General features: G+C 72.9%; 18 protein-coding genes and 1 rRNA gene. 14 read left to right on the forward strand and 5 right to left on the reverse strand.

Translation table 11 applies throughout. From position 1 onward, the window contains the following. The 3 genes from rrf to ACFC51_RS16150 all read left to right on the forward strand — a co-directional run. Positions 1 to 92: ribosomal RNA gene (gene rrf / locus ACFC51_RS16140) — 5S ribosomal RNA — on the forward strand; the annotation flags it as partial. A gap of 211 nt (positions 93 to 303) precedes the next feature. Next, positions 304 to 1,758: a hypothetical protein gene (locus tag ACFC51_RS16145; protein ID WP_376529249.1), complete on the forward strand. Its 1,455-nt coding sequence runs from the start codon at positions 304 to 306 to the stop codon at positions 1,756 to 1,758. After that, complete coding sequence (locus ACFC51_RS16150; protein WP_376529251.1) at positions 1,758 to 2,540, forward strand: hypothetical protein; 783 nt, start codon at positions 1,758 to 1,760, stop codon at positions 2,538 to 2,540. Before ACFC51_RS16145 ends, ACFC51_RS16150 begins: the two co-directional genes overlap by 1 nt. Positions 2,541 to 2,619: 79 nt before the next feature. Here ACFC51_RS16150 and ACFC51_RS16155 read toward each other — a convergent pair whose 3' ends face one another. After that, positions 2,620 to 3,900: a DUF1015 family protein gene (locus ACFC51_RS16155; RefSeq protein ID WP_376529254.1), complete on the reverse strand. Its 1,281-nt coding sequence runs from the start codon at positions 3,898 to 3,900 to the stop codon at positions 2,620 to 2,622. A 72-nt stretch (positions 3,901 to 3,972) separates the two neighbouring features. Between ACFC51_RS16155 and ACFC51_RS16160 the strand changes: the two genes are divergently transcribed. The 4 genes from ACFC51_RS16160 to ACFC51_RS16175 all read left to right on the forward strand — a co-directional run bounded on the left by ACFC51_RS16160 (position 3,973) and on the right by ACFC51_RS16175 (position 8,128). Then, on the forward strand, positions 3,973 to 5,001 hold the full coding sequence (locus ACFC51_RS16160; RefSeq protein ID WP_376529255.1) for an HAD hydrolase-like protein: 1,029 nt from the start codon (positions 3,973 to 3,975) through the stop codon (positions 4,999 to 5,001). Positions 5,002 to 5,109: 108 nt separating this feature from the next. Continuing rightward, positions 5,110 to 6,126, forward strand: a complete 1,017-nt coding sequence (locus ACFC51_RS16165; RefSeq protein WP_376529649.1) for a FecCD family ABC transporter permease — start codon at positions 5,110 to 5,112, stop codon at positions 6,124 to 6,126. Between the two features lie 125 nt (positions 6,127 to 6,251). Next, complete coding sequence (locus ACFC51_RS16170; protein ID WP_376377252.1) at positions 6,252 to 7,241, forward strand: FecCD family ABC transporter permease; 990 nt, start codon at positions 6,252 to 6,254, stop codon at positions 7,239 to 7,241. Positions 7,242 to 7,297: 56 nt separating this feature from the next. Continuing rightward, complete coding sequence (locus ACFC51_RS16175; protein WP_376529258.1) at positions 7,298 to 8,128, forward strand: ABC transporter ATP-binding protein; 831 nt, start codon at positions 7,298 to 7,300, stop codon at positions 8,126 to 8,128. Here the strand turns inward: ACFC51_RS16175 and ACFC51_RS16180 are convergent. After that, positions 8,112 to 8,459: an alkyl sulfatase C-terminal domain-containing protein gene (locus tag ACFC51_RS16180; protein WP_376377238.1), complete on the reverse strand. Its 348-nt coding sequence runs from the start codon at positions 8,457 to 8,459 to the stop codon at positions 8,112 to 8,114. The two genes, ACFC51_RS16175 and ACFC51_RS16180, sit on opposite strands and share 17 nt — an antisense overlap. Before the next feature lie 42 nt (positions 8,460 to 8,501). On the opposite strand from ACFC51_RS16180, the gene ACFC51_RS16185 reads away from it, so the two are divergent. The 5 genes from ACFC51_RS16185 (at position 8,502) to ACFC51_RS16205 (ending at position 13,652) form a co-directional block, all read left to right on the forward strand. Then, positions 8,502 to 8,816: a hypothetical protein gene (locus ACFC51_RS16185; protein ID WP_376529260.1), complete on the forward strand. Its 315-nt coding sequence runs from the start codon at positions 8,502 to 8,504 to the stop codon at positions 8,814 to 8,816. 7 nt (positions 8,817 to 8,823) lie between these two features. Then, complete coding sequence (locus ACFC51_RS16190) at positions 8,824 to 9,639, forward strand: TlyA family RNA methyltransferase (protein ID WP_376377234.1); 816 nt, start codon at positions 8,824 to 8,826, stop codon at positions 9,637 to 9,639. Beyond that, entirely contained in the window at positions 9,636 to 10,559 is a 924-nt protein-coding gene (locus ACFC51_RS16195; protein ID WP_376377233.1) for an NAD kinase, read from the forward strand. Before ACFC51_RS16190 ends, ACFC51_RS16195 begins: the two co-directional genes overlap by 4 nt. An 83-nt stretch (positions 10,560 to 10,642) precedes the next feature. Further along, positions 10,643 to 12,397 carry a DNA repair protein RecN gene (gene recN / locus ACFC51_RS16200; RefSeq protein WP_376377231.1) on the forward strand — a complete coding sequence of 585 codons (1,755 nt, stop codon included), beginning with the start codon at positions 10,643 to 10,645 and terminating at the stop codon, positions 12,395 to 12,397. A 175-nt stretch (positions 12,398 to 12,572) separates the two neighbouring features. Then, positions 12,573 to 13,652, forward strand: coding sequence for a glycosyltransferase family 4 protein (locus ACFC51_RS16205; protein ID WP_376529263.1), 1,080 nt, complete (start codon positions 12,573 to 12,575; stop codon positions 13,650 to 13,652). Between the two features lie 73 nt (positions 13,653 to 13,725). Here ACFC51_RS16205 and ACFC51_RS16210 read toward each other — a convergent pair whose 3' ends face one another. The 3 genes from ACFC51_RS16210 to ACFC51_RS16220 form a co-directional block, all read right to left on the reverse strand. After that, complete coding sequence (locus ACFC51_RS16210) at positions 13,726 to 15,354, reverse strand: PucR family transcriptional regulator (RefSeq protein ID WP_376377228.1); 1,629 nt, start codon at positions 15,352 to 15,354, stop codon at positions 13,726 to 13,728. A gap of 106 nt (positions 15,355 to 15,460) precedes the next feature. Then, positions 15,461 to 16,855: an FAD-binding oxidoreductase gene (locus ACFC51_RS16215; RefSeq protein ID WP_376377226.1), complete on the reverse strand. Its 1,395-nt coding sequence runs from the start codon at positions 16,853 to 16,855 to the stop codon at positions 15,461 to 15,463. Between the two features lie 96 nt (positions 16,856 to 16,951). After that, positions 16,952 to 18,778, reverse strand: coding sequence for a glycoside hydrolase family 15 protein (locus tag ACFC51_RS16220; RefSeq protein ID WP_376377224.1), 1,827 nt, complete (start codon positions 18,776 to 18,778; stop codon positions 16,952 to 16,954). A gap of 435 nt (positions 18,779 to 19,213) precedes the next feature. On the opposite strand from ACFC51_RS16220, the gene ACFC51_RS16225 reads away from it, so the two are divergent. Together ACFC51_RS16225 and ACFC51_RS16230 are read left to right on the forward strand one after the other, a co-directional pair. Then, positions 19,214 to 20,884 carry a CTP synthase gene (locus ACFC51_RS16225; RefSeq protein ID WP_376377222.1) on the forward strand — a complete coding sequence of 557 codons (1,671 nt, stop codon included), beginning with the start codon at positions 19,214 to 19,216 and terminating at the stop codon, positions 20,882 to 20,884. Between the two features lie 77 nt (positions 20,885 to 20,961). Then, entirely contained in the window at positions 20,962 to 21,588 is a 627-nt protein-coding gene (locus tag ACFC51_RS16230; protein ID WP_376377220.1) for an NUDIX domain-containing protein, read from the forward strand. The last annotated feature ends 145 nt before the right edge of the window (positions 21,589 to 21,733 follow it).

Here is a 21,733-nt window from a genome sequence, read left to right on the forward strand (position 1 = left end):
CGCCCGGTTACATTCCGAACCCGGAAGCTAAGCCTTTCAGCGCCGATGGTACTGCAGGGGGGACCCTGTGGGAGAGTAGGACGCCGCCGAACAATCTTTCAGGGCCCTTGGTCCCAGCGTTCATGCTGGGGCCGAGGGCCCTTTTTGTTTTTCCGAAGCGCGTCGGATGGTCGGCTGCGCGAGAATGTCTGTGGTACCCGATGACAGGAGTCACCCCCATGTCCACCAACTCTTCCGACGACCGTCCGGAGCGCGAGCCGCGTCGCCGGGACGGCGGTGACAGGGGCGGCTTCCGAGGCGGCCGTGACGACCGGGCCGGTGCACCGCGACGCGACAACGACCGCGGCGCACCCCGCCGCGACGACCGTGACCGTGGCCCTCGTCGTGATGACAACCGTGGTGCCGGCACCGGCGGCGGTTTCCGTCGCGATGACCGTGCTCCGCGTCGGGACGATGACCGCGGTGGGTACCGCGGTGGCCAGCGTGACGACCGTGGTGGCCGTCCGGGCGGTGGCTTCGAGCGTCGTGACGACCGTCCGCGTGGTCCGCGCCGTGACGACGACCGTCCCGGCGGCTTCCGCCGCGACGACCGGGGTGGCAGCGGTTCCGGCGGTGGTTTCCGTCGTGACGACAGCCGGGGTGGCAGCGCCGGCGGTGGTTTCCGTCGTGACGACCGTGACCGTGCTCCCCGTCGTGATGACGACCGGTCGGGCAGCTTCCGTCGCGATGACCGTGCTCCGCGTCGGGACGATGACCGCGGTGGGTACCGCGGTGGCCAGCGTGATGACCGTGGTGGTCGTCCCGGCGGTGGCTTCGAGCGTCGTGATGACCGTGGTGGCCGTCCGGGCGGTGGCTTCGAGCGTCGTGACGACCGTGGTGGCCGTCCGGGCGGTGGCTTCGAGCGTCGTGACGACCGTGGCGGCCGTCCGAGTGGTGGCTTCGAGCGTCGTGACGACCGTCCGCGTGGTCCGCGCCGTGACGACGACCGTCCCGGCGGCTTCCGCCGTGACGACAGCCGCGGCGGCAGCACCGGCGGCGGCTTCCGCCGCGACGACCGTGGTCCGCGCCGTGACGATGACCGGTCGAGCAGCTTCCGCCGTGACGACCGTGGCGGCCGTCCGGGCGGCGGTTTCGAGCGTCGTGACGACCGTCCCCGCCGTGACGACGACCGTCCCGGCGGCTTCCGCCGTGACGACAGCCGCGGCGGCAGCACCGGCGGCGGCTTCCGCCGCGACGACCGTGGCGGTAGCGGTTCCGGCGGTGGTTTCCGTCGTGACGACCGTGACCGTGCTCCCCGTCGTGATGACGACCGGTCGGGCAGCTTCCGTCGCGATGACCGTGCTCCGCGTCGGGACGATGACCGCGGTGGGTACCGCGGTGGCCAGCGTGACGACCGTGGTGGCCGTCCCGGTGGCGGTTTCGAGCGTCGTGACGACCGTGGTGGCCGTCCGAGTGGTGGCTTCGAGCGTCGTGACGACCGTCCGCGTGGTCCGCGCCGTGACGACGACCGTCCCGGCGGCTTCCGCCGTGACGACAGCCGCGGCGGCAGCACCGGCGGCGGCTTCCGCCGCGACGACCGGGGCGGCGACCGCGACCGTGGTCCGCGCCGTGACAACGACCGCGGTGGCTACCGTGGCCGCGACGACCGTGGCGGTTACCAGGGGCGGGACGACCGGGACCGTGAGCCCGTCAAGCGGCTTCCCATTCCCGACGACGTCACCGGCGACGAGATCGACAAGGACGTGCGGCAGGAGCTGATGAGCCTGCCGAAGACCCTCGCCGAGGACGTCGCACGGAACCTCGTCATGGTGGCCCGTCTGATCGACGAGGACCCCGAGCAGGCGTACGCGTACTCGCGTATCGCTCTTCGGCTGGCGTCGAGGGTCGCCGCGGTGCGCGAGGCGGCGGGCTTCGCCGCGTACGCCACGCAGAAGTACGCCGAAGCGCTGGCCGAGTTCCGGGCGTCGCGCCGGATGACCGGCTCCGTGGAACTGTGGCCCGTGATGGCCGACTGCGAGCGCGGGCTGGGTCGTCCGGAGCGTGCGATGGCCATGGCCGGTGAGCCCGAGGTGCAGAAGCTGGACAAGGCCGGACAGGTCGAGATGCGTCTGGTCGCCGCGGGAGCCCGCAGGGACATGGGGCAGATCGACGCCGCGATCGTCACGCTGCAGAGCCCTGAACTCGCCTCCAACGCCGTCCACTCGTGGACGCCGCGTCTCCGTTACGCGTACGCCGACGCGCTCCTGGAAGCAGGCCGCGAGGACGAGGCCCGCGAGTGGTTCGGCAAGGCGCTGGAGGCCGACAAGGACGGCGCGACCGACGCTTCCGACCGGCTCGCCCAGCTCGACGGTGTCGAGTTCGTCGATGCGCTCGGTGAGGACGACGAGCCGGCCGGTGCGCCTGCGGAGGTCGGCGAGCAGGACGACGCCGACGACACGGACGCGGAACACCTCGACGAGGACGACGACGAGGACGACGACGAGGGCGACGAGGACGACGACGCCCGGGGCGACGACGTGGACGGGTCCACGAAGGCCTGACGTCCGCTCGACGAGCTCGGCATGAGGAAGGGGCGGTACCCGGTCGGGTACCGCCCCTTCTGCGGTCAGGGCCGCGCCCTCAGCTGATGTCCAGGCTCCGCAGGACCAGGCCCGTGGCCGGCTTCGGGCCGAACGAGGTCGACTTGCGGGGCATCGTGACACCCTGCCGCGCGAGGTCCCGTACGACGTCCTCGCGCACCGGATGCATCAGGACCGCCGTGGCGCCGTGCCGTTCGGCCTGCTCGACCGCGGCAGCCGTGTCGTGGATGTAGGCGATGTGTTCCGGGGCGTCGGGAATGTTCCAGACCGCGTCCAGAAGCGTGGAGTGCAGCACCGTCGCGTCGAGCGCGCGCCAGGCGGCCGGGCGGTCGGCGGGGACGGTGCGGGCCAGCAGGTGTCCGTCGGGACGGTCGACCAGGTGGAAACCGCCGTCCCCCGCGAGGAGGAAGGCGTTGCCCTCCGAGGCGGCCTCGGCGAGCTCGTCGAGCGCATGCGGCAGCGGTCCGTCGACGGACCGGACGCGGAAGAGACCGTCGAGGGCGCTGAGGGCCTCCGGGACGGGGAGGCGGTGCAGCAGCCGGTGGATGGCGCGCACCCGCAGCGGATAGCGGGCCGTGTCGACGAGCAGGACGAGCCCGAAGTCCCACGGACCAGGAGCGGACTGTTCCTTCTGGAGCCTGAGATAGGTGGCCCAGCGGTGGTGGCCGTCGGCGATGAGCGCCTGGCGCCGGGACAGATCCGACTCGATCTCCGCCCGTTCCGCGGGATCCGTCACGGCCCAGAGGCGGTGGCTGAAGCCGTCCTCGGTCGTCGTGGTGAGGAGCGGGAGACGCTCCGCCACCCGCTCGATGACGGCCGTCGCGCCGTCGGGCCCGCCGTCACCGGCGTAGCTGAGGAGCAGTGGTTCGAGATGGGCGGCGGCGGTGCGCATCAGGTCGGCGCGGTCCTCCACGACGTCGGCCATGACGTCCTCGTGCGGCAGAACGATGCCCTCCGAGGCGGGGGAGAGGGCCAGCGCCCCGATCACACCGCGCTGGAGGACGTCGCCGGCCCGCTGCTCGTAGACGTAGAGCACCGGCTCCGGGTCCGGGGCGAGGACGCCCTCGGTGAGCCAGCGCTTCAGGGTGTCGGCCGCCTGCCGGTGGCGCTCGGCGGCCGTGCCGGCCTGCGGCAGGATGAGCCGCACGATGTTGTGCGGGTCCGAGGACTCCAGGTGGTGCAGTCCGTCGGGCCGTACCACGACGTCGTACGGGGGTGAGGTCACCGCCGCCAGGCTGCCGACCTGCTCGGGGACGTACCGCAGTCCGCGGAAGGGGGTCAGCCGCAGTCCCCGGCTGACGGCGGGCCCGGTTGTGTTCATTCGGGCATCGTATGTGCGCTCCCGCGATGCGCGATGATCGGGGGAGAAGCATGGAAAGAGGAGCGCAGGCATATGAGTGAGCAGTACAGGTCCCGGCCGCTCGGGAGCGGCGTGGCGCTGAGCGAGGCGTACGACACGGCTCTGCTCGACCTCGACGGTGTGGTGTACGCCGGCGGGCACGCGATCGTCCACGCTGTCGAGTCGCTGTCCACCGCCCGTGAGGGCGGGATGCATCTGGCCTACGTGACGAACAACGCGCTGCGTACGCCGGACGCGGTGGCCGGGCATCTGACGGAGCTCGGGATTCCGGCCGATCCCTCCGACGTGATCACGTCGGCGCAGGCGGTGGCCCGGCTGATGGCCGATCAGCTGCCCGCCGGGGCGAAGGTGCTCGTGATCGGCGGGGAAGGGCTGCGGGTCGCCCTGCGCGAGCGCGGTCTCGTGCCGGTGGAGTCGGCGGACGACGACCCGGCCGCCGTGGCACAGGGATTCGGCGGACTCGATCTCCCGTGGGGCCGGTTCGCCGAGGCGGCGTACGCGATCAGGCGCGGAGCGGTGTGGTTCGCGTCCAACACGGACCTGACGATCCCGGGCGCCCGGGGCATCGCGCCGGGCAACGGCGCGGCCGTGGAGGTCGTGCGGATCGCGACCGGTGCCGAGCCGCAGGTCGCGGGCAAGCCGCTGCCGCCGATGCACCGCGAGACGGTGCTGCGGACCGGGGCGAAGCGGCCCCTGGTCGTCGGGGACCGGCTGGACACGGACATCGAGGGCGCGTACAACGGCGGCGTGGACTCGCTGCTCGTGCTCACCGGGGTGACCGACGCGGCACAGCTGATCGCGGCGGAGCCCAAGTACCGCCCGACCTACGTGGACCGGGACCTGCGGGGGCTCCTCACCGGGCAGCCCGAGGTGTCGGAGGAGGACGGCGGATTCCGGTGCGGCGGCTGGACGGCCGCGGTGCGCGGGGACGCGCTCGTGCTGGAGGGCGAAGGCGACGCGATCGACGGACTGCGGGCCCTGTGCGGAGCGGCGTGGACACACGCCGGGGACGGCGCGTGCGCGCTCGACGCGGCGAAGGCCGTGGCCGGACTGGACCTGTAGGGCAGCGGACCGCCTGCCGTACGGGGAAGTTGAGATGATACGAGGATAGGCTAACCTAACCACGTGTTGGTCCAGAGTCCCCCCGAATCGAGTCCCGGTCCCGAGCCCGTGCCGGACACCTCTGCGCGCGCAGGGCGCCACGCGGTACGTGCCGCGGGGCTGCTGGTCGCCGCGAGCGTGCTGGTGCTGGTGTGCCTCGCGAGTGTCGCGATCGGAGCCAAGGCCCTCCCGCTCTCCGAGGTGTGGCACGGGCTGTTCCACTACTCGGGCACCAACGGCGACGTCCTCGTACGGGACGTGCGGATCCCGCGCACCGTGCTCGGGCTGATCGTCGGGGCCGCCCTGGGGCTGGCGGGCGCGGTGATGCAGGCGCTGACCCGCAACCCGCTGGCCGAGCCCGGTCTGCTGGGCGTCAACGCGGGGGCCGCGGCCGCCGTCGTCTCGGCCATCTCCTTCCTCGGCGTCACCTCGCTGACCGGGTACGTCTGGTTCGCGTTCGGCGGCGCCGCGATCGTGTCCGTGGCCGTATACCTGCTCGGCGGGAGCCGTTCCGCGAACCCCGTACGGCTGGCACTCGCCGGCACGGCGGTCACCGCGGCGCTGTTCGGCTACGTCAACGCCGTACAGCTGCTCGACGCGGCGGCGCTGGACCGGCTGCGCTTCTGGACCGTGGGATCGCTGGCCTCCGCCAACCCGGAGACCGTCGGCAAGGTGTGGCCGTTCATCGCGGCCGGCGTGCTCCTGTCCCTGCTGATCGCCCGGCCGCTCAACGCCCTGGAGATGGGCGACGACACCGCCAAGGCGCTCGGCGCGCACCTGACCCGTACCCGCGTCCTCGCGATGGTGGCCGTCACCCTGCTGTGCGGGGCGGCGACCGCCGCCTGCGGGCCGATCGTCTTCATCGGGCTGATGATCCCGCACCTGGTCCGCACGATCACCGGCCCCGACCTGCGCTGGATCCTGCCGTACGCGGCCGTGCTCGCCCCTGTGCTGCTGCTCGGCGCCGACGTGGTGGGCAGAGTCGTCGCCCGCCCCGCCGAGCTGCAGGTGGGCATCGTCACCGCGCTGCTCGGCGGGCCCGTCTTCATCCACCTCGTACGACGCAAGAGGATGGCCCAGCTGTGAAGGCCGCACAGGACACCACGAAGACGGTCCGCGGCGCGGAGGACCCCGCCGGCACGGGCCGCGCCGCGCAGGACACCACGAGGACGGTCCGTGCCGTACGGACCTCCGGCGGACTCTCCTTCCGGGTGGACGCCCGGGCGTCGGCCGTGATTGCGCTGCTCGTCGCCGCGGCAGCCTTCGCCGCCGTGGTCCTGATCGGCAGCGGCGACTACTCCATGTCACCCGGTCAGGTCGTCACCACGCTCTTCGGCAACGGCACCTTCCAGCAGGAGTTCATCGTCACGGAACTGCGGCTGCCCCGGGTCCTGGTCGGGCTCCTCGTCGGCGCCGCGCTCGGTGTCGGAGGAGCCGTCTTCCAGAGCGTCTCCCGCAACCCGCTCGGCAGCCCCGACGTCCTCGGCTTCGGCCAGGGGTCCGCGGTCGGCGCCCTCACCGTGATCGTGCTCTTCCACGGCGGTCCCACCGCGGTCGCCGCCGGAGCCGTCGTCGGGGGCCTGCTGACCGGCGCCGCCGTCTATCTGCTGGCCTGGAAGCGCGGAGTGCACGGCTACCGGCTCGTCCTCGTCGGCATCGGCGCCGCCGCGATGCTCACCGCCGCGACCCATTACCTGATCACCAAGGCCAACCTGGTCGACGCCACCCGCGCGGTCGTCTGGATGACCGGCTCGCTCGACGGCAGGGACTGGGCCCAGGTCTGGCCGCTGCTGGCCGTCTGCTGCGTGCTGCTGCCCCTGGTCCTCGGCCACGGACGGGCGCTGCGCATGATCGAGATGGGTGACGACGCCGCCCACGCCCTGGGCGTACGGGTGGAACGCACCCGGCTCGTCCTGCTCAGCAGCGCCGTCCTCCTCGTCGCCGTCGCCACCGCCGCCGCCGGCCCCATCGTCTTCGTGTCGCTGAGCGCCCCGCAGGTCGCCCGCCGGCTGACCCGCGCGCCCGGCCCCAACCTGGCCGCCGCGGCCGCCATGGGCGCGGCCCTGCTCCTCGTCGCCGACTGGACGGCCATGAACGCCTTCGGGGACCGTCAGCTCCCGGTGGGCGTGGTCACCGGAGTGCTCGGCGGCTGCTACCTGCTGTGGCTCCTGGTCTCCGAGCGCAGAGCGGGACGCATATGAGGCCCGGGCCGCCGGACAGCTCCGAGACCACCCCCACAGACCCCGGGAGTACGACCATGCAGCGCCTCACCGCCGAATCGGTGACCCTCGGCTACGACCAGCGGATCATCGCCGAGAACCTCTCGGTCGAGATCCCCGACCACTCCTTCACGGTCATCGTCGGCCCCAACGCCTGCGGCAAGTCGACCCTGCTGCGCGCGCTCTCCCGGATGCTGAAGCCGAGCGGCGGCGACGTCCTGCTGGACGGGCAGTCCATCCACCGCCTGCCCGCGAAGAAGGTCGCCAGGACGCTCGGCCTGCTGCCGCAGTCCTCCATCGCCCCGGACGGCATCACCGTCGCCGACCTCGTCTCGCGCGGCCGCTACCCGCACCAGGGGCTGCTGCGTCAGTGGTCGCCCGAGGACGAGCGGATCGTGAAGGAGTCCATGGCGTCGACCGGCGTCGGCGAACTCGCCGAACGCTACGTCGACGAACTCTCCGGCGGCCAGCGCCAGCGGGTCTGGATCGCCATGGCCCTCGCCCAGCAGACCCCGCTGCTGCTGCTCGACGAGCCGACGACGTACCTGGACATCCAGCACCAGATCGACGTGCTCGACCTCTGCGCCGAGCTGCACGAGACGCAGGGCCGCACGCTGGTCGCCGTGCTGCACGACCTCAATCACGCCGCCCGGTACGCCACGCACCTCATCGCCATGCGCGAGGGCGCGGTCATCGCCGAGGGCGCGCCCGGCGACGTCGTCACGGCGGAGCTCGTCGAGGAGGTCTTCGGGATGCGCTGCCAGGTCATCGACGACCCCGAGACGGGGACCCCGCTCGTCGTCCCCGCTTCCCGCAGGAGGCGCTCGGAGGCCGCCCTGCAGGGCGCCGGGGTCACAACAGGGACTTGAGCTTCAGCAGATCGCGGAAGCCCGCCTCCAGCCGGACCCGGCCCGAGGCCCAGGCCTTCGCGAAGTTCAGCTCGCCGTCGACCATGGCCACCAGGTCGTCCCCGGTCATCGCGAGCCGGATCTCGGCCTTCTCGCGGGGCGGGCCGTCGTGCGTGTCCAGCACCCGGATCCGGCCGTTCGCCAGCCGTCCGGTGAACGTCGCGTCGAGATCCCTGATGTGGCAGCTCAGCGAGCGGTCGAGGTCGGCGGCGCCGCGCACGTCGCCGTCCGCCCCCGCCAGATTGTCGGAAAGTGTGTCGAGTGCGCTGCGGCACTCCGCCATGGTCGCCATCGTCACCGACGGTACACCGGCCGTTCGGGGTAGCGTTCCCGCATGAGCGACTGGACGCCGGGACCGGACACGGAGCAGCGGGACGAGGCGGGCGGGACGGCCGCCGGACCGCCCGCCGCGCCTCCCGCACCCTCCTTCGACTCCGCCCCGCCCGCGCCGCTCGGCGTCGCGCGCACCCCCACCGGGCACGCCGGGGTCGACGCGCGGCTGGAGCGGCTGGCCGACGCGGACCACCTCGCGGCCGACGGCCACACCGAGGTGTACGAGGATGTACACCGTGGGCTGCGCGACGAGCTGACCGCGCTGGACGCACGGCCCGCACCCGCACCGACGCCCACGCACGACAACAGGAGCTGAACCGAACGTGGCAGGAGTGGCACGTCGCCGCCTCGACGCCGAGCTGGTACGCCGCAAGCTCGCCCGCTCGCGCGAGCACGCGAGCCAGCTGATCGCGGCCGGGCGGGTGACGGTCGGCGGGAACACCGCGACCAAGGCCGCCACCCAGGTCGAGACCAGCGCCGCCGTCGTCGTCGTCAAGGACGACAGCGACCCCGAGTACGTCTCGCGCGGCGGGCACAAACTGGCGGGCGCCATCGCCGCCTTCGCGCCCCTGGGGCTGAAGGTCGAAGGGCGGCGGGCGCTGGACGCCGGGGCCTCGACGGGTGGCTTCACCGATGTGCTGCTGCGGGCCGGAGCACGCCACGTCGTCGCCGTGGACGTCGGCTACGGGCAGCTCGCCTGGTCCCTCCAGTCCGATGAACGCGTCACCGTCAAGGACCGTACCAACGTACGTGAGTTGACGGTGGAGCAGATCGACGGCGAGGAGGTGGACCTGGTGGTCGGCGACCTGTCGTTCATCCCGCTCGGCCTGGTCCTCCCCGCCCTCGCGCGCTGCGCCGCACCGGACGCCGACCTGGTGCTCATGGTGAAGCCGCAGTTCGAGGTGGGCAAGGAGCGCCTCGGCAGCGGGGGTGTGGTCCGCAGCCCCGAGCTGCGGGCCGAGGCCGTACGGGAGGTGGCGCGCCGGGCCGGCCTGCTGGGCCTCGGCGTCCAGGGCGTCACGGCGAGCCCGCTGCCCGGCCCGTCGGGCAATGTCGAGTACTTTCTGTGGCTGCGGGCCGGCGCACCTGAGCTGGATCCCGCGGACGTCGACCGTGCAGTGGCGGAGGGGCCCCGTTGACGACGCATGCGGCACAACCAGGGAACGCGGAACGCACTGTCTTCCTGCTGGCGCACACCGGCCGCCCGGCCGCGATCCGCAGCGCGGAGCTCGTCGTCCAGGGCCTGCTGAAGAGCGGCCTCGGCGTCCGGGTGCTGGCCGTGGAGGCGGAGGACCTGCCGCTGCCTGCGTCGGTGGTGACCGTCACGGACGCGACGCCGGCTGCCGTGGACGGCTGCGAACTGCTGATCGTGCTCGGCGGGGACGGGACGCTGCTGCGCGGCGCCGAGATCTCCCGCGCCTCGGGCGTGCCGATGCTCGGCGTCAACCTCGGCAGGGTGGGATTCCTCGCCGAGGCCGAGCGTGACGACCTGGACAAGGTCGTCGACCGCGTCGTCACACGCGCCTACCAGGTCGAGGAGCGGATGACGCTCGACGTCCTCGTGCACAGCAACGGCGAGGTCGTCCACTCCGACTGGGCGCTCAACGAGGCAGCCGTGCAGAAGGTCTCCCCCGAGCGGATGCTCGAGGTCGTGCTGGAGATCGACGGCCGCCCGGTCACCGGTTTCGGATGCGACGGGATCGTCTGCGCCACCCCGACCGGCTCGACCGCGTACGCCTTCTCGGCCGGCGGGCCCGTCGTCTGGCCGGAGGTCGAGGCGCTGCTGATGGTGCCGATCAGCGCCCACGCCCTGTTCGCGAAGCCGCTGGTGACCTCGCCCGACTCGGTGCTGGCCGTGGAGGTCCAGCCCCACACCCCGCACGGGGTGCTCTGGTGCGACGGCCGCCGGACGGTCGAGCTGCCCGCCGGGGCCAGGGTCGAGGTGCGGCGCGGGGCGGTCCCGGTACGCCTCGCACGGCTGCACCAGGCCTCCTTCACCGACCGTCTCGTGGCCAAGTTCGCGCTGCCCGTGCAGGGCTGGCGGGGTGCTCCGCACTGACTCCCCGGGGCGCTGCTCACACCCGCGTGAGTGAACCGGTCACCGGGGTCCGTCGCACACCGGGCCCCGGACCTCGTAAGGTCATGTCCGTGTTGGAGGAGATGCGGATACGGTCGCTCGGAGTCATCGACGACGCGGTGGTGGAGCTGTCACCCGGTTTCACCGCGGTGACGGGTGAGACCGGCGCGGGCAAGACCATGGTCGTCACGAGCCTCGGGCTGCTGCTCGGAGGGCGCGCGGACCCCGCCCTGGTGCGGGTCGGCGCCAAGGCCGCGGTCGTCGAGGGGCGGATCACCGTGTCCCCGGGCGACGCGGTGGCGCTGCGGGCCGAGGAGGCGGGCGGCGAGGTCGAGGACGGTGCGCTGATCGTCAGCCGGACCGTGTCGGCGGAAGGGCGCTCGCGGGCCCATCTCGGGGGCAGATCCGTGCCCGTGGGGGTGCTCGCGGAGCTCGCCGACGAACTCGTCGCCGTGCACGGCCAGACCGACCAGCAGGGACTCCTCAAGCCCGCAAGGCAGCGCCAGGCACTGGACCGCTACGCGGGTGGCGCTGTCGAGGGCCCGCACACCGCGTACGCGGCGGCCTACCGGCGGCTGCGCGCGGTCGTCACGGAGCTCGACGAGCTGACCACCCGCGCCAGGGAGCGCGCCCAGGAGGCCGATCTGCTGCGCTTCGGCCTCGACGAGGTCGCCGCGGTGGAGCCGCTGCCGGGAGAGGACACCGAACTCGCCGCGGAGGCCGAGCGGCTCGGCCACGCCGAGGCACTCGCGTCGGCGGCGGCCCTCGCCCACGCCGCGCTCACGGGCGATCCCGAGGACCAGGAAGGGGTCGACGCCACCACGGTGGTCGCCGCCGCCGGACGGTCCCTGGACGCCGTACGGGCGCACGACCCGGCGCTGGCCGCGCTCGCCGACCGGATCGGCGAGATCTCGATCCTGCTCGCCGACGTGGGCGGGGAGCTCGCCGGATACGCCGACCAGCTGGACGCGGACCCGCTGCGGCTCGCGGCGGTGGAGGAGCGGCGCGCCGCGCTCACCGCGCTCGTCCGCAAGTACGGCCAGGCCGGCCAGGACACCGCCTCCGTGCTCGCCTGGGCCGAGGAGGGCGCCTCCCGGCTGACCGAGCTGGAGGGCGACGACGAGCGGATCGGCGAGCTGACGGCGGAACGCGACGCGCTGCGCGGTGAGCTCTCCGCCCTCGGCCAGCAGCTGACCGACGCCCGGACGGAGGCGGCCGCCCGTTTCGCCGCGGACGTCACACAGGAGCTGGCCTCGCTCGCCATGCCGCACGCCCGGGTCTCGTTCGCCATCCGGCAGACCGACGCCCCGGACGAGGCGTCCGGCATCGACATCGGCGGCCGGAGCGTGCTCTACGGCCCCTCCGGCGCCGACGAGGTGGAGCTCCTGCTGGCGCCGCACCCCGGTGCCCAGCCCCGGCCGATCGCCAAGGGCGCGTCCGGAGGCGAGCTGTCCCGGGTGATGCTCGCCGTGGAGGTCGTCTTCGCAGGCTCGGACCCCGTGCCGACGTACCTCTTCGACGAGGTCGACGCGGGCGTCGGCGGCAAGGCCGCCGTCGAGGTCGGCCGGCGGCTGGCGAAGCTCGCCAGGTCCGCGCAGGTCGTCGTGGTCACCCACCTGCCGCAGGTGGCAGCCTTCGCCGACCGGCAACTGCTGGTCGAGAAGACGGTGGACGGATCGGTCACCAGGAGCGGTGTCACGGTCCTGGAGGGCGAGGACCGGGTGCGGGAGCTCTCCCGGATGCTCGCCGGCCAGGAGGACTCGGAGACCGCCCGGGCGCACGCCGAGGAACTGCTGGAGACCGCGCGGGTCGACGGATAGCGGCCCACCCGCGTCAACTCCGCGCCGCCCGCCTCACTCGTGCGAGTGAGGCGGGCCGTCTCGCCTCCGACGGACCGACGGGAACAACGTTTCGTCTGTCCCGGAACGTGCGTACGGACTGGCATCCTTGGCGCTGTACCCCTCACCGACTCGGGAGCCCCGGGAGCCGATCAACGTGTCACAGCTGCGTACGGTCCAAGTCCTGGACGGCGGTGCCGGAAGCAGCGCTCATGTCAGCTCGCTCGCCGCGGGCCTGGTCGCCCGCGGCGTCCAGGTCACCGTCTGCGCCCCCGCCGGTTCCGGCCGTGCCCACGGACTGCCCGGCAGCGGGGCCCGCTTCGTCGCCGTGCCCCGGCGCAGCGACCCCGCGGCCGTCGCCGCCCTCCGGACCGCCTGCACCGGCGCGGACATCGTCCATGCGCACGGTCTGCACGCCGCCCTGCGCGCCGGGATCGCGCTCAGCGGCCGGGGCACCCCGCTGGTCATGACCTGGCACACCCGAGTCCATGCCGAAGGCGCGCGCGGCCGGCTGCTGCGGTTCCTGGAGCGGCGGGCGGCCCGCGCGGCCGCCGTCGTGCTGGGGACCTCCTGGGAGCTGGTCGACCGGGCGCGCCGCAGGGGCGCCCGGGACGCCCGGCTCGCCCCCGCGCCGATCCCCGCGAGCCGCTTCGCCGGCACCCCCGACGACGGCAAGGCGCGCGCCGAACTGGGCGCGACGGGAAGGCCGTTGCTGGTGTCGGTGGCGCAGCACGGCCAGGACGCCCTGCTGGACGCCGCCCGTGCATGGCGCACGCTGGACCCCGTACCCCTGCTGGCCGTCGTGGGGGAGGGCGACCGGGCCGGTGCCCTGCGGCGCCGGATCGCGGCGGAGGGGCTGCCCGTCGTCCTCGCCGACGACGCGGACGGCATCGACGACCTCCTCGCGGCCGCCGACCTCGCCGTGCTCTGCGGCCACGGTGAGGGCGGGCCGCTGCTCGCCAGGGAGGCGCTGCGGCTCGGCGTCCCCCTCGTCGCCGCCCGGACCGACGGCCTGCCCGAGCTCGTCGGCGACGCGGCCGCGCTGGTCCCGTACGGGGACGCGGAGGCGCTGGCCGGCGCCGTCGTCGGCCTCCTCGACGACCCCGCGCGGCGGGAGCGGCTCGCCGACTCCGGGCGCGTCCGGGCAGCGGGCTGGCCGACCGAGGAGGACACGATCGCCCATGTGCTCTCCGTCTACGACGAGCTGGCGCAGCCGCCGGCGGGGGACCGCGCCTAGCCGGGGCAACTCTTCCCGATCCCGCCGGGCGCGCGTGGCCGGCCCGTCCGGCGTTGCGCGAGGTCCCGCGGGGTCAGCGGGTGTGGCGGCGGGCCCGCAGGGCCAGGCTCAGCGCGAGCACCGACTGCGGGTCGTCGAGGTCCGTGCCGAGCACCTCACCGATGCGCGCCAGCCTGTTGTAGAGCGTCTGACGGTTGAGGTGCAGGTCGCGCGCGGCCTCGGCCTTGCGGCCCGCGTGCGCGAGGTACGCCTCGAGCGTGGGCAGCAACGCCGGACGCGAGGTGCGGTCGTGCTCACGCAGCGGCCCGATCGCCCGGTCCACGAAGGACTCCAGATCCGGATGGTCCCGAAGCCGCCACAGCAGCAGATCGATGTCCAGCCGGCGGGCGTCGTACCAGGGGCGCTCCTCCAGCCCCTGCGCGGCGGAGGCGGCTTCGGCCGCGTGCCGCAGCCCCGCTCCCGCCGTCGCCCAGCCGCCCTCGGCCCCGACCACCACGACGACCGGCGTGCGCTCGCCGGCCCGCTCCAGGCCCGCCCGCTCCGCCCCGGCCCGCAGTGCCGCCGCCACCCGGTCGGCGAGGGCCGTGCGTGTCGTCCCCGGCCGCAGAGCCAGCAGCAGCAGGACCCTGCCCTCCACCGGACGCACCCCCACCAGCACCGGCGCCCCCACCGCGGCGAGCTCCTCCGTCACGGTCCGGGCGGGCAGGGCCCAGCTGCCCGAGGAGGCCGGTCCGGGGGCGAGCCGCATCACCACGGGCAGCAGCGGATGGCCGCCGGGCCTGAACCCCAGCACCCCGGCCTGCGCGGGAGCGTCCTCGGGGGAGATCCGGCCCTCGGCCAGATCCGTGAGGAAGTCACCGCGTCCCCGGGCCGCCACCTCCTCCTCCTGCCGGGCCTGCATGAGCACGACCGCCAGAATGCCCGCCGCGCGCTCGGCCGCCATCCGGTGGACCGTCACCAGCGGGCCCGACACGGCGAGCAGGACCAGCCTGGCCCGCACGGAACCGGTTCCCGGCCCGCCACCCGGCACCTCCACCAGGACCGCTCCGGCCGGCGGGGCCTCGCGGGCCGCGCGAGCCCCGCGCAGTCCTTCCCAGACCTGTAGCGGGTCGGCACCCACCGGCCCCGTCCCGGTGCCCGCGGCGAACAGCAGCCTGCCGTCCGGGGTCTCCAGGAAGACCGGATTCGCGGCGAAGTCGGCCAGGATGCCCAGGACCTGCGGCACCCCGCCACCGCCGAGGACCGCCTGTGTGCACTGCCGGTGGACCTCCTCCGCGCGCTGGAGCAGGGCGTAGTGGCCGTTGACGATCTCGGTGTGGATCTCCTCGGTCACCGCCACGAACGGCACCTCGCGGTGGAGCTGCACGAGCGGCAGACCCGCCGTGCGTGCCGCCTCCACGATCGCCGTGGGCAGCCGGCTGAAGCGCGGACCGAGCTCCACGACGAGGGCGGCGATGGACCGGTCGGCCAGCTTCCGGACGAAGACGCGCTGGTCGGAGGGGCGGGATCCGAGGCCGAGCCCCGTCGTCAGCAGCAGTTCCCCGCCCTTGAGGAGAGCGGGGATGTTCGGGGCCTCGCCCGCGTGCACCCAGCGCACCACCCGGTCCAGCCGGTCCTCGCAGGTCAGCACCTCCGGAAGCCCGCCGCGCAGCCCCGGCAGCTCCAGCGCCCGCCGTACGGTGATCCCGCCTTCTGTCTCCACCGGATCCGGCCTCGTGCTTCCCGTCGTGCGCGTCCGCGCGCGTGCCCTCGTGTACGCGGGACGCGAACGCCCCGGTCAGGAAGGTACCGGCCCGCACCGGGGCGCGTCACACCTCGGCCACGGCCGGTCTGACGTTGTGGTTCAGGTGGAAGACGTTGTCGGGGTCGTAGCGGGCCTTGACGCGGGACAGCCGTTCGTAGGCCTGCTCCCCGAAACCGGAGACGACCCGCTCCTGGCCCTCGCGTCCGATGAAGTTGAGGTAGACCGCACCGCTCGCCCACGGCAGGAAGGCGCCCCGGACCCGGCGCACCCACTGCTTGGCCTCCTCGTCGTCGGCCGCGTCCTCCCACACACCGAACGGATGCACGGCCCACGGGGAGGCGCGCCAGGGCAGCGGGTAGTCGGCGGGCCCCCTGGCCACCGCACCGCCCATCGGGAACAGGACGTGCTGCGAGCCGGAGGGCACCGGCAGGGTGGAGGCGCAGGCGCAGAAGGCCGCGGCGGCGTCGTCGGGCAGACCGTCCAGGTACTCCGCCGACCAGTAGTTCCGCATGCCGGGCGGGTCGTCGAGCATGCACTGCAGATCGGCGTAGGGGATGTCGGTGATGACCTCCGCCTCGCGCTCCAGCGCCAGGAGTGGCGCCGCCACCTCGCGCAGCTCCGCCTCCGTCCCGGCGTAGGTGACCAGGACAGCGCACACGAGCCGCCCGACCATGGCCTCGGGCACCCACTCCTCGGGCGGCCCGGTGATGTAGATGCCGGCCCCGCCCGCCGCGTCCGGGGCGGACTCCATCACGTCCCGGTAGGTGCGGACCGCTTCAGGCCCGTTCTCCGGACGGAACAGGAGCAGCGCGATGCTCATCGCCGGCAGGTCGTGCAGCCGTAGTGTCAGCGAGGTGACCACCCCGAAGTTGCCGCCGCCGCCGTGCAGGGCCCAGAAGAGCTCCGGGTGCTCGTGCGCGCTCGTGCGGACGGTGCCACCGTCCGCCGTCACCACGTCGGCTGCCAGCAGGTTGTCGCAGGCCAGCCCGAACGCGCGCTCCAGCCACCCGGACCCGCCGCCCAGCGTGAAGCCTCCGACACCGGTGGTGGAGACCCGTCCGCCCGTGGTCGCCAGGGCGTACGGCTGGGTGGCCCGGTCCAGGTCCCCCATGGTGGCTCCGCCCCCGACGCGGGCCGACCGGGCCTCGCGGTCGACGTCCACCGCGTGCATCCGCCGCAGGTCGATCACCAGACCGCCCTCGCTCAGGGCCATGCCCGCGACACTGTGCCCGCCGCCGCGTACGGCGACCTCCAGCCCTTCGTCCCGGGCGAAACGCAACGCCCGCGCTACGTCCGCCTCGGAGGCGCACTGGGCCACCACCGCGGGTCTGCGGTCGATCATGCTGTTGAAGACGGTCCGGGCCTCGTCGTACCCCGGGTCGCCGGGAACGTGGATCTCACCGGCGAAACCGGACCCGAGGCGGGCCGGCGCGGCGTCCGCCGCAGTGCGGGGCGTCATGTGGAGCCCCCTTCGCAGGGCGTGGCAGGACCCTTCCATCGTAGGCCCGGCCGGGGTGATCGGCCGTTCCTGAGGGGCCCTGCCACGCCCCGCGGATCAGCCCACGTACGCTCCGCTGGCCGTCAGCCGCAGTGCCGTGTCGATCAGAGGCACATGGCTGAACGCCTGGGGGAAGTTCCCCACCTGGCGCTGGAGGCCGGAGTCCCACTCCTCGGCCAGGAGGCCCAGGTCGTTGCGGAGGGACAGCAGCTTCTCGAACAGCCGCCGGGCCTCGTCGACCCGTCCGATCATCGCCAGGTCGTCCGCCAGCCAGAACGAGCAGGCCAGGAACGCGCCCTCGTCACCCTCCAGGCCGTCCACGCCCGCGTCGTCGCCCTCGGTGGGGTAGCGCAGGACGAAGCCGTCCTCCGTGGACAGCTCCCGCTGGATCGCCTCGATCGTGCCGATGACCCGCTTGTCGTCGGGGGGCAGGAACCCCATCTGCGGAATCAGCAGGAGGGAGGCGTCCAGCTCCTTCGACCCGTAGGACTGGGTGAACGTGTTGCGTTCGGGGTCGTAGCCGCGCTCGCAGACGTCCCGGTGGATGTCGTCGCGCAGCTGGTGCCACCGCTCCAGCGGTCCCTCGGCGTCCCCGGACTCGATGAGCTTGATCGTCCGGTCGACGGCGACCCAGGCCATCACCTTGGAGTGCACGAAGTGCCGGCGCGGCCCGCGTACCTCCCAGATGCCCTCGTCCGGCTCGTCCCAGTGCTTCTCCAGGTAGCTGATCAGCTTGAGCTGGAGGCCCATCGCGTAGTCGTTGCGGGTCAGCCCCGTCATGTGCGCCAGGTGCAGCGCCTCGGTGACCTCGCCGTAGACGTCGAGCTGGAGCTGGTTCGCCGCGCCGTTGCCGACACGCACGGGCCCGGAGTTCTCGTAGCCCGGCAGCCAGTCCAGCTCCGCCTCGCCGAGCTCCCGCTCACCGGCGATGCCGTACATGATCTGGAGGTTCTCAGGGTCGCCCGCGACGGCCCGCAGCAGCCACTCGCGCCATGCGCGGGCCTCCTCGCGGTACCCCGTGCGGAGCAGGGAGGAGAGCGTGATCGCCGCGTCCCGCAGCCAGGTGTACCGGTAGTCCCAGTTGCGCGAGCCGCCGATGTCCTCCGGCAGGGAGGTGGTCGGGGCCGCCACGATGCCGCCGGTCGGCGCGTAGGTCAGCGCCTTGAGCGTGATCAGCGAGCGGACGACGGCCTCCCGGTAGGGGCCGTGGTACGTGCACTGCTCGACCCACTCGCGCCAGAAGCTCTCCGTCGCCTCCAGCGACGACTCCGGCTCCGGCACCCCGGGCGGCTCGTGGTGCGAGGGCTGCCAGCTGATCGTGAAGGCGATCCGGTCGCCCGGAGCCACGGTGAAGTCGGAGTACGTGGTCAGATTCTGGCCATACGTCTCCGCGTCCGTGTCCAGCCACACCGAGTCGGGGCCCGCGACCGCGACCGTACGGCCGTCGACCTTGTGCACCCACGGGGTGACCCGTCCGTAGCTGAAGCGCATCCGCAGTTCGGAGCGCATCGGGACCCGGCCGCTCACACCCTCCACGATGCGGATGAGCTGGGGCGCACCGTCACGCGGCGGCATGAAATCGGTCACGCGGACCGTGCCGCGGGGTGTGTCCCACTCCGATTCCAGGATGAGCGAGTCGCCGCGATAGCGGCGCCGGTCGGCCGCCGGGGCCTGGGCCCCCTCCGCGCGGGCGGGTCCCAGCCGCCAGAAGCCGTGCTCCTCGGTACCGAGAAGTCCGGCGAAAATCGCGTGTGAATCGAAACGGGGCAGGCACAGCCAGTCCGCTGTGCCGTCCCGGCAGACCAGGGCTGCGGTCTGCATGTCTCCGATGAGTGCGTAATCCTCGATGCGCCCGGCCACGTGCGTCTCCAGTCGAACGGCCATGTCGCCCCGCAGGGCGCTTACTGCTGGTCAAGGGGTCGTTGTAGTAGAACCGACGAGCTCTTGCGCGGGTGAGCGGGCTGGGGTGGAGCCGCTGGGCCGGCCAACTCGGCAGCGTGGTCCGAGCAGGATACGACGCACCCGGGAGATCCGCGCGACTGTCCACAAGTTGTCCGTCGCCTGTCACGGGCGAATGGGTGGGACCTGAAACGGAGGTGTCGATCTTGTGTCCGCCGTGCGGGAGACCATGCCTCCGGCATGAGGCGGCATGGCCGGAAGCGACCTCTCCTCGTCGCTGTTACCCTGGTAGCCCGTGGACCGGTGGTCGTCCCGACAGTGGACGAGGCCCCCGAACCGCAGCGACGGCGCCTCCGGAAATCTCCGTACGGCATGCCGGCACGCACCTCACGATCGCGACCACGGGAGCCCCCTTTGGCTATGCAGCCCACATCCACGACGACCAAGCACATCTTCGTCACCGGGGGTGTCGCCTCCTCCCTCGGCAAGGGTCTGACTGCCTCCAGCCTGGGTGCCCTGCTCAAGGCACGTGGCCTGCGGGTCACCATGCAGAAGCTCGACCCCTACCTCAACGTCGACCCCGGCACGATGAACCCCTTCCAGCACGGTGAGGTCTTCGTCACGAACGACGGGGCCGAGACCGACCTGGACATCGGCCACTACGAGCGCTTCCTCGACGTCGACCTCGACGGCTCGGCCAACGTCACGACCGGCCAGGTCTACAACACCGTGATCGCCAAGGAGCGCCGAGGCGAGTACCTCGGTGACACCGTCCAGGTCATCCCGCACATCACCAACGAGATCAAGCACCGCATCCGCCGCATGGCGACCGACGACGTGGACGTCGTCATCACCGAGGTCGGCGGCACGGTCGGCGACATCGAGTCGCTGCCGTTCCTGGAGACGGTCCGCCAGGTCCGCCACGAGGTCGGCCGCGACAACGTCTTCGTCGTGCACATCTCGCTGCTGCCCTACATCGGCCCGTCCGGCGAGCTGAAGACCAAGCCCACCCAGCACTCCGTCGCCGCGCTGCGCAACATCGGCATCCAGCCGGACGCCATCGTCCTGCGTGCCGACCGCGACGTCCCGACCGCCATCAAGCGCAAGATCTCGCTGATGTGCGACGTCGACGAGACCGCCGTGGTGGCCTGCAAGGACGCCAGGTCGATCTACGACATCCCGAAGGTGCTGCACACCGAGGGCCTGGACGCCTACGTCGTCCGCAAGCTGGACCTGCCGTTCCGCGACGTCGACTGGACCACCTGGGACGACCTGCTGGACCGGGTCCACAACCCCGACCACGAGGTCACCGTCGCCCTGGTCGGCAAGTACATCGACCTGCCCGACGCCTACCTCTCGGTCACCGAGGCCATCCGGGCCGGCGGCTTCGCGAACAAGGCGCGGGTCAAGGTCAAGTGGGTCGCCTCCGACGACTGCAAGACCCCGGCCGGCGCGCAGAAGCAGCTCGGTGACGTCGATGCCGTCTGCATCCCCGGCGGCTTCGGCGAGCGCGGTGTGGTCGGCAAGGTCGGCGCCATCCAGTACGCCCGCGAGAACAAGGTGCCGCTGCTCGGCCTCTGCCTCGGCCTCCAGTGCATCGTGATCGAGGCCGCGCGGAACCTCGCCGGGATCACCGACGCCAACTCCACCGAGTTCGACGCCGCCACCGGCCACCCCGTCATCTCGACGATGGAGGAGCAGCTCGCGTACGTCGAGGGCGCGGGCGACCTGGGCGGCACCATGCGCCTCGGCATGTACCCGGCGAAGCTCGCCGAGGGCTCCCTCGTCCGCGAGGCGTACGCCGGCGAGCCGTACGTCGAGGAGCGCCACCGCCACCGCTACGAGGTCAACAACGGCTACCGCGCCGAGCTCGAGAAGAAGGCCGGACTGGTCTTCTCCGGAACCTCCCCGGACAACAAGCTCGTCGAGTACGTCGAGTACCCGCGTGAGGTCCACCCCTACCTGGTCGCCACCCAGGCGCACCCGGAGCTGCGCTCCCGCCCGACCCGCCCCCACCCGCTCTTCGCCGGTCTGGTGAAGGCCGCCGTGGAGCGCAAGGTCGCGGCGCACGGGACGGGCGCCGACGCGTAAGGCGATACGGTTGACCGGGGTTCGGATCCTTGACGGGATGCGTGCCCCGGTTTCTGTTTGTTCGTGGGAGGACGTACATGGGTTTCCAGGACACGCCCGAGGAGTGGCAGGTCACCGCGACGGTGACCCCGTTCACCGGTAACAAGACCAGCGTCCGTACCGACGACGTCGTGATGCCCGACGGCAGCGTCCACAGCCGCGACTACCAGGTCCACCCCGGGTCCGTCGCCGTGCTCGCGCTCGACGACGACGGCCGGGTCCTCGTCCTGCGGCAGTACCGGCACCCGGTGCGCCACAAGCTGTGGGAGATCCCGGCGGGGCTGCTCGACATCCCCGGCGAGAACCCGCTGCACGCCGCGCAGCGCGAGCTGTACGAGGAGGCCCACGTCAAGGCCGAGGACTGGCGGGTGCTGACCGACGTCTACACCACGCCCGGCGGCTGCGACGAAGCCGTGCGCATCTTCCTCGCCCGGGACCTCTCCGAGGCCGAGGGCGAGCGCTTCGAGGTCGCCGAGGAGGAGGCCGACATGGAGCAGGCCAGGGTGCCCCTGGAGGAGCTCGTACGGGGTGTCCTCGCCGGGGATCTGCACAACAACTGCCTGGTCGTGGGCGTCCTGTCGCTGACCGCGGTCCTCGCGGGCGACGGTGTGGACGCGCTGCGGCCCGCCGAGGCGCCCTGGCCGGCCCGCCCCTTCGAGGCCTGACGGTCCGTCGGCTCCGGTCCGCCCTCACCGGGGCCGGCCGGGGCACGGCAGAACGGGGGCGACACGACGGGCCGCGGCCGAACGGGGCCTGTGGGTGTGCGGCCGAACGGGCCTTCGGACCCGTGAGCCGAGGGTGGCGATCGTA

The sequence above is a fragment of the Streptomyces sp. NPDC055962 genome (assembly GCF_042270185.1).
Lineage (GTDB): Bacteria > Actinomycetota > Actinomycetes > Streptomycetales > Streptomycetaceae > Streptomyces.

Excerpts from the sequence above, each read along its gene's own strand:
- ACFC51_RS16150 (WP_376529251.1), top strand. The coding sequence starts at position 1,758 with ATGAGCCTGCCGAAGACCCTCGCCGAGGACGTCGCACGGAACCTCGTC.
- ACFC51_RS16155 (WP_376529254.1), bottom strand. The coding sequence starts at position 3,900 with ATGAACACAACCGGGCCCGCCGTCAGCCGGGGACTGCGGCTGACCCCC.
- ACFC51_RS16160 (WP_376529255.1), top strand. The coding sequence starts at position 3,973 with ATGAGTGAGCAGTACAGGTCCCGGCCGCTCGGGAGCGGCGTGGCGCTG.
- ACFC51_RS16175 (WP_376529258.1), top strand. The coding sequence starts at position 7,298 with ATGCAGCGCCTCACCGCCGAATCGGTGACCCTCGGCTACGACCAGCGG.
- ACFC51_RS16180 (WP_376377238.1), bottom strand. The coding sequence starts at position 8,459 with ATGGCGACCATGGCGGAGTGCCGCAGCGCACTCGACACACTTTCCGAC.
- ACFC51_RS16185 (WP_376529260.1), top strand. The coding sequence starts at position 8,502 with ATGAGCGACTGGACGCCGGGACCGGACACGGAGCAGCGGGACGAGGCG.
- recN (WP_376377231.1), top strand. The coding sequence starts at position 10,643 with ATGTCCGTGTTGGAGGAGATGCGGATACGGTCGCTCGGAGTCATCGAC.
- ACFC51_RS16215 (WP_376377226.1), bottom strand. The coding sequence starts at position 16,855 with ATGACGCCCCGCACTGCGGCGGACGCCGCGCCGGCCCGCCTCGGGTCC.
- ACFC51_RS16220 (WP_376377224.1), bottom strand. The coding sequence starts at position 18,778 with ATGGCCGTTCGACTGGAGACGCACGTGGCCGGGCGCATCGAGGATTAC.
- ACFC51_RS16225 (WP_376377222.1), top strand. The coding sequence starts at position 19,214 with ATGCAGCCCACATCCACGACGACCAAGCACATCTTCGTCACCGGGGGT.
- ACFC51_RS16230 (WP_376377220.1), top strand. The coding sequence starts at position 20,962 with ATGGGTTTCCAGGACACGCCCGAGGAGTGGCAGGTCACCGCGACGGTG.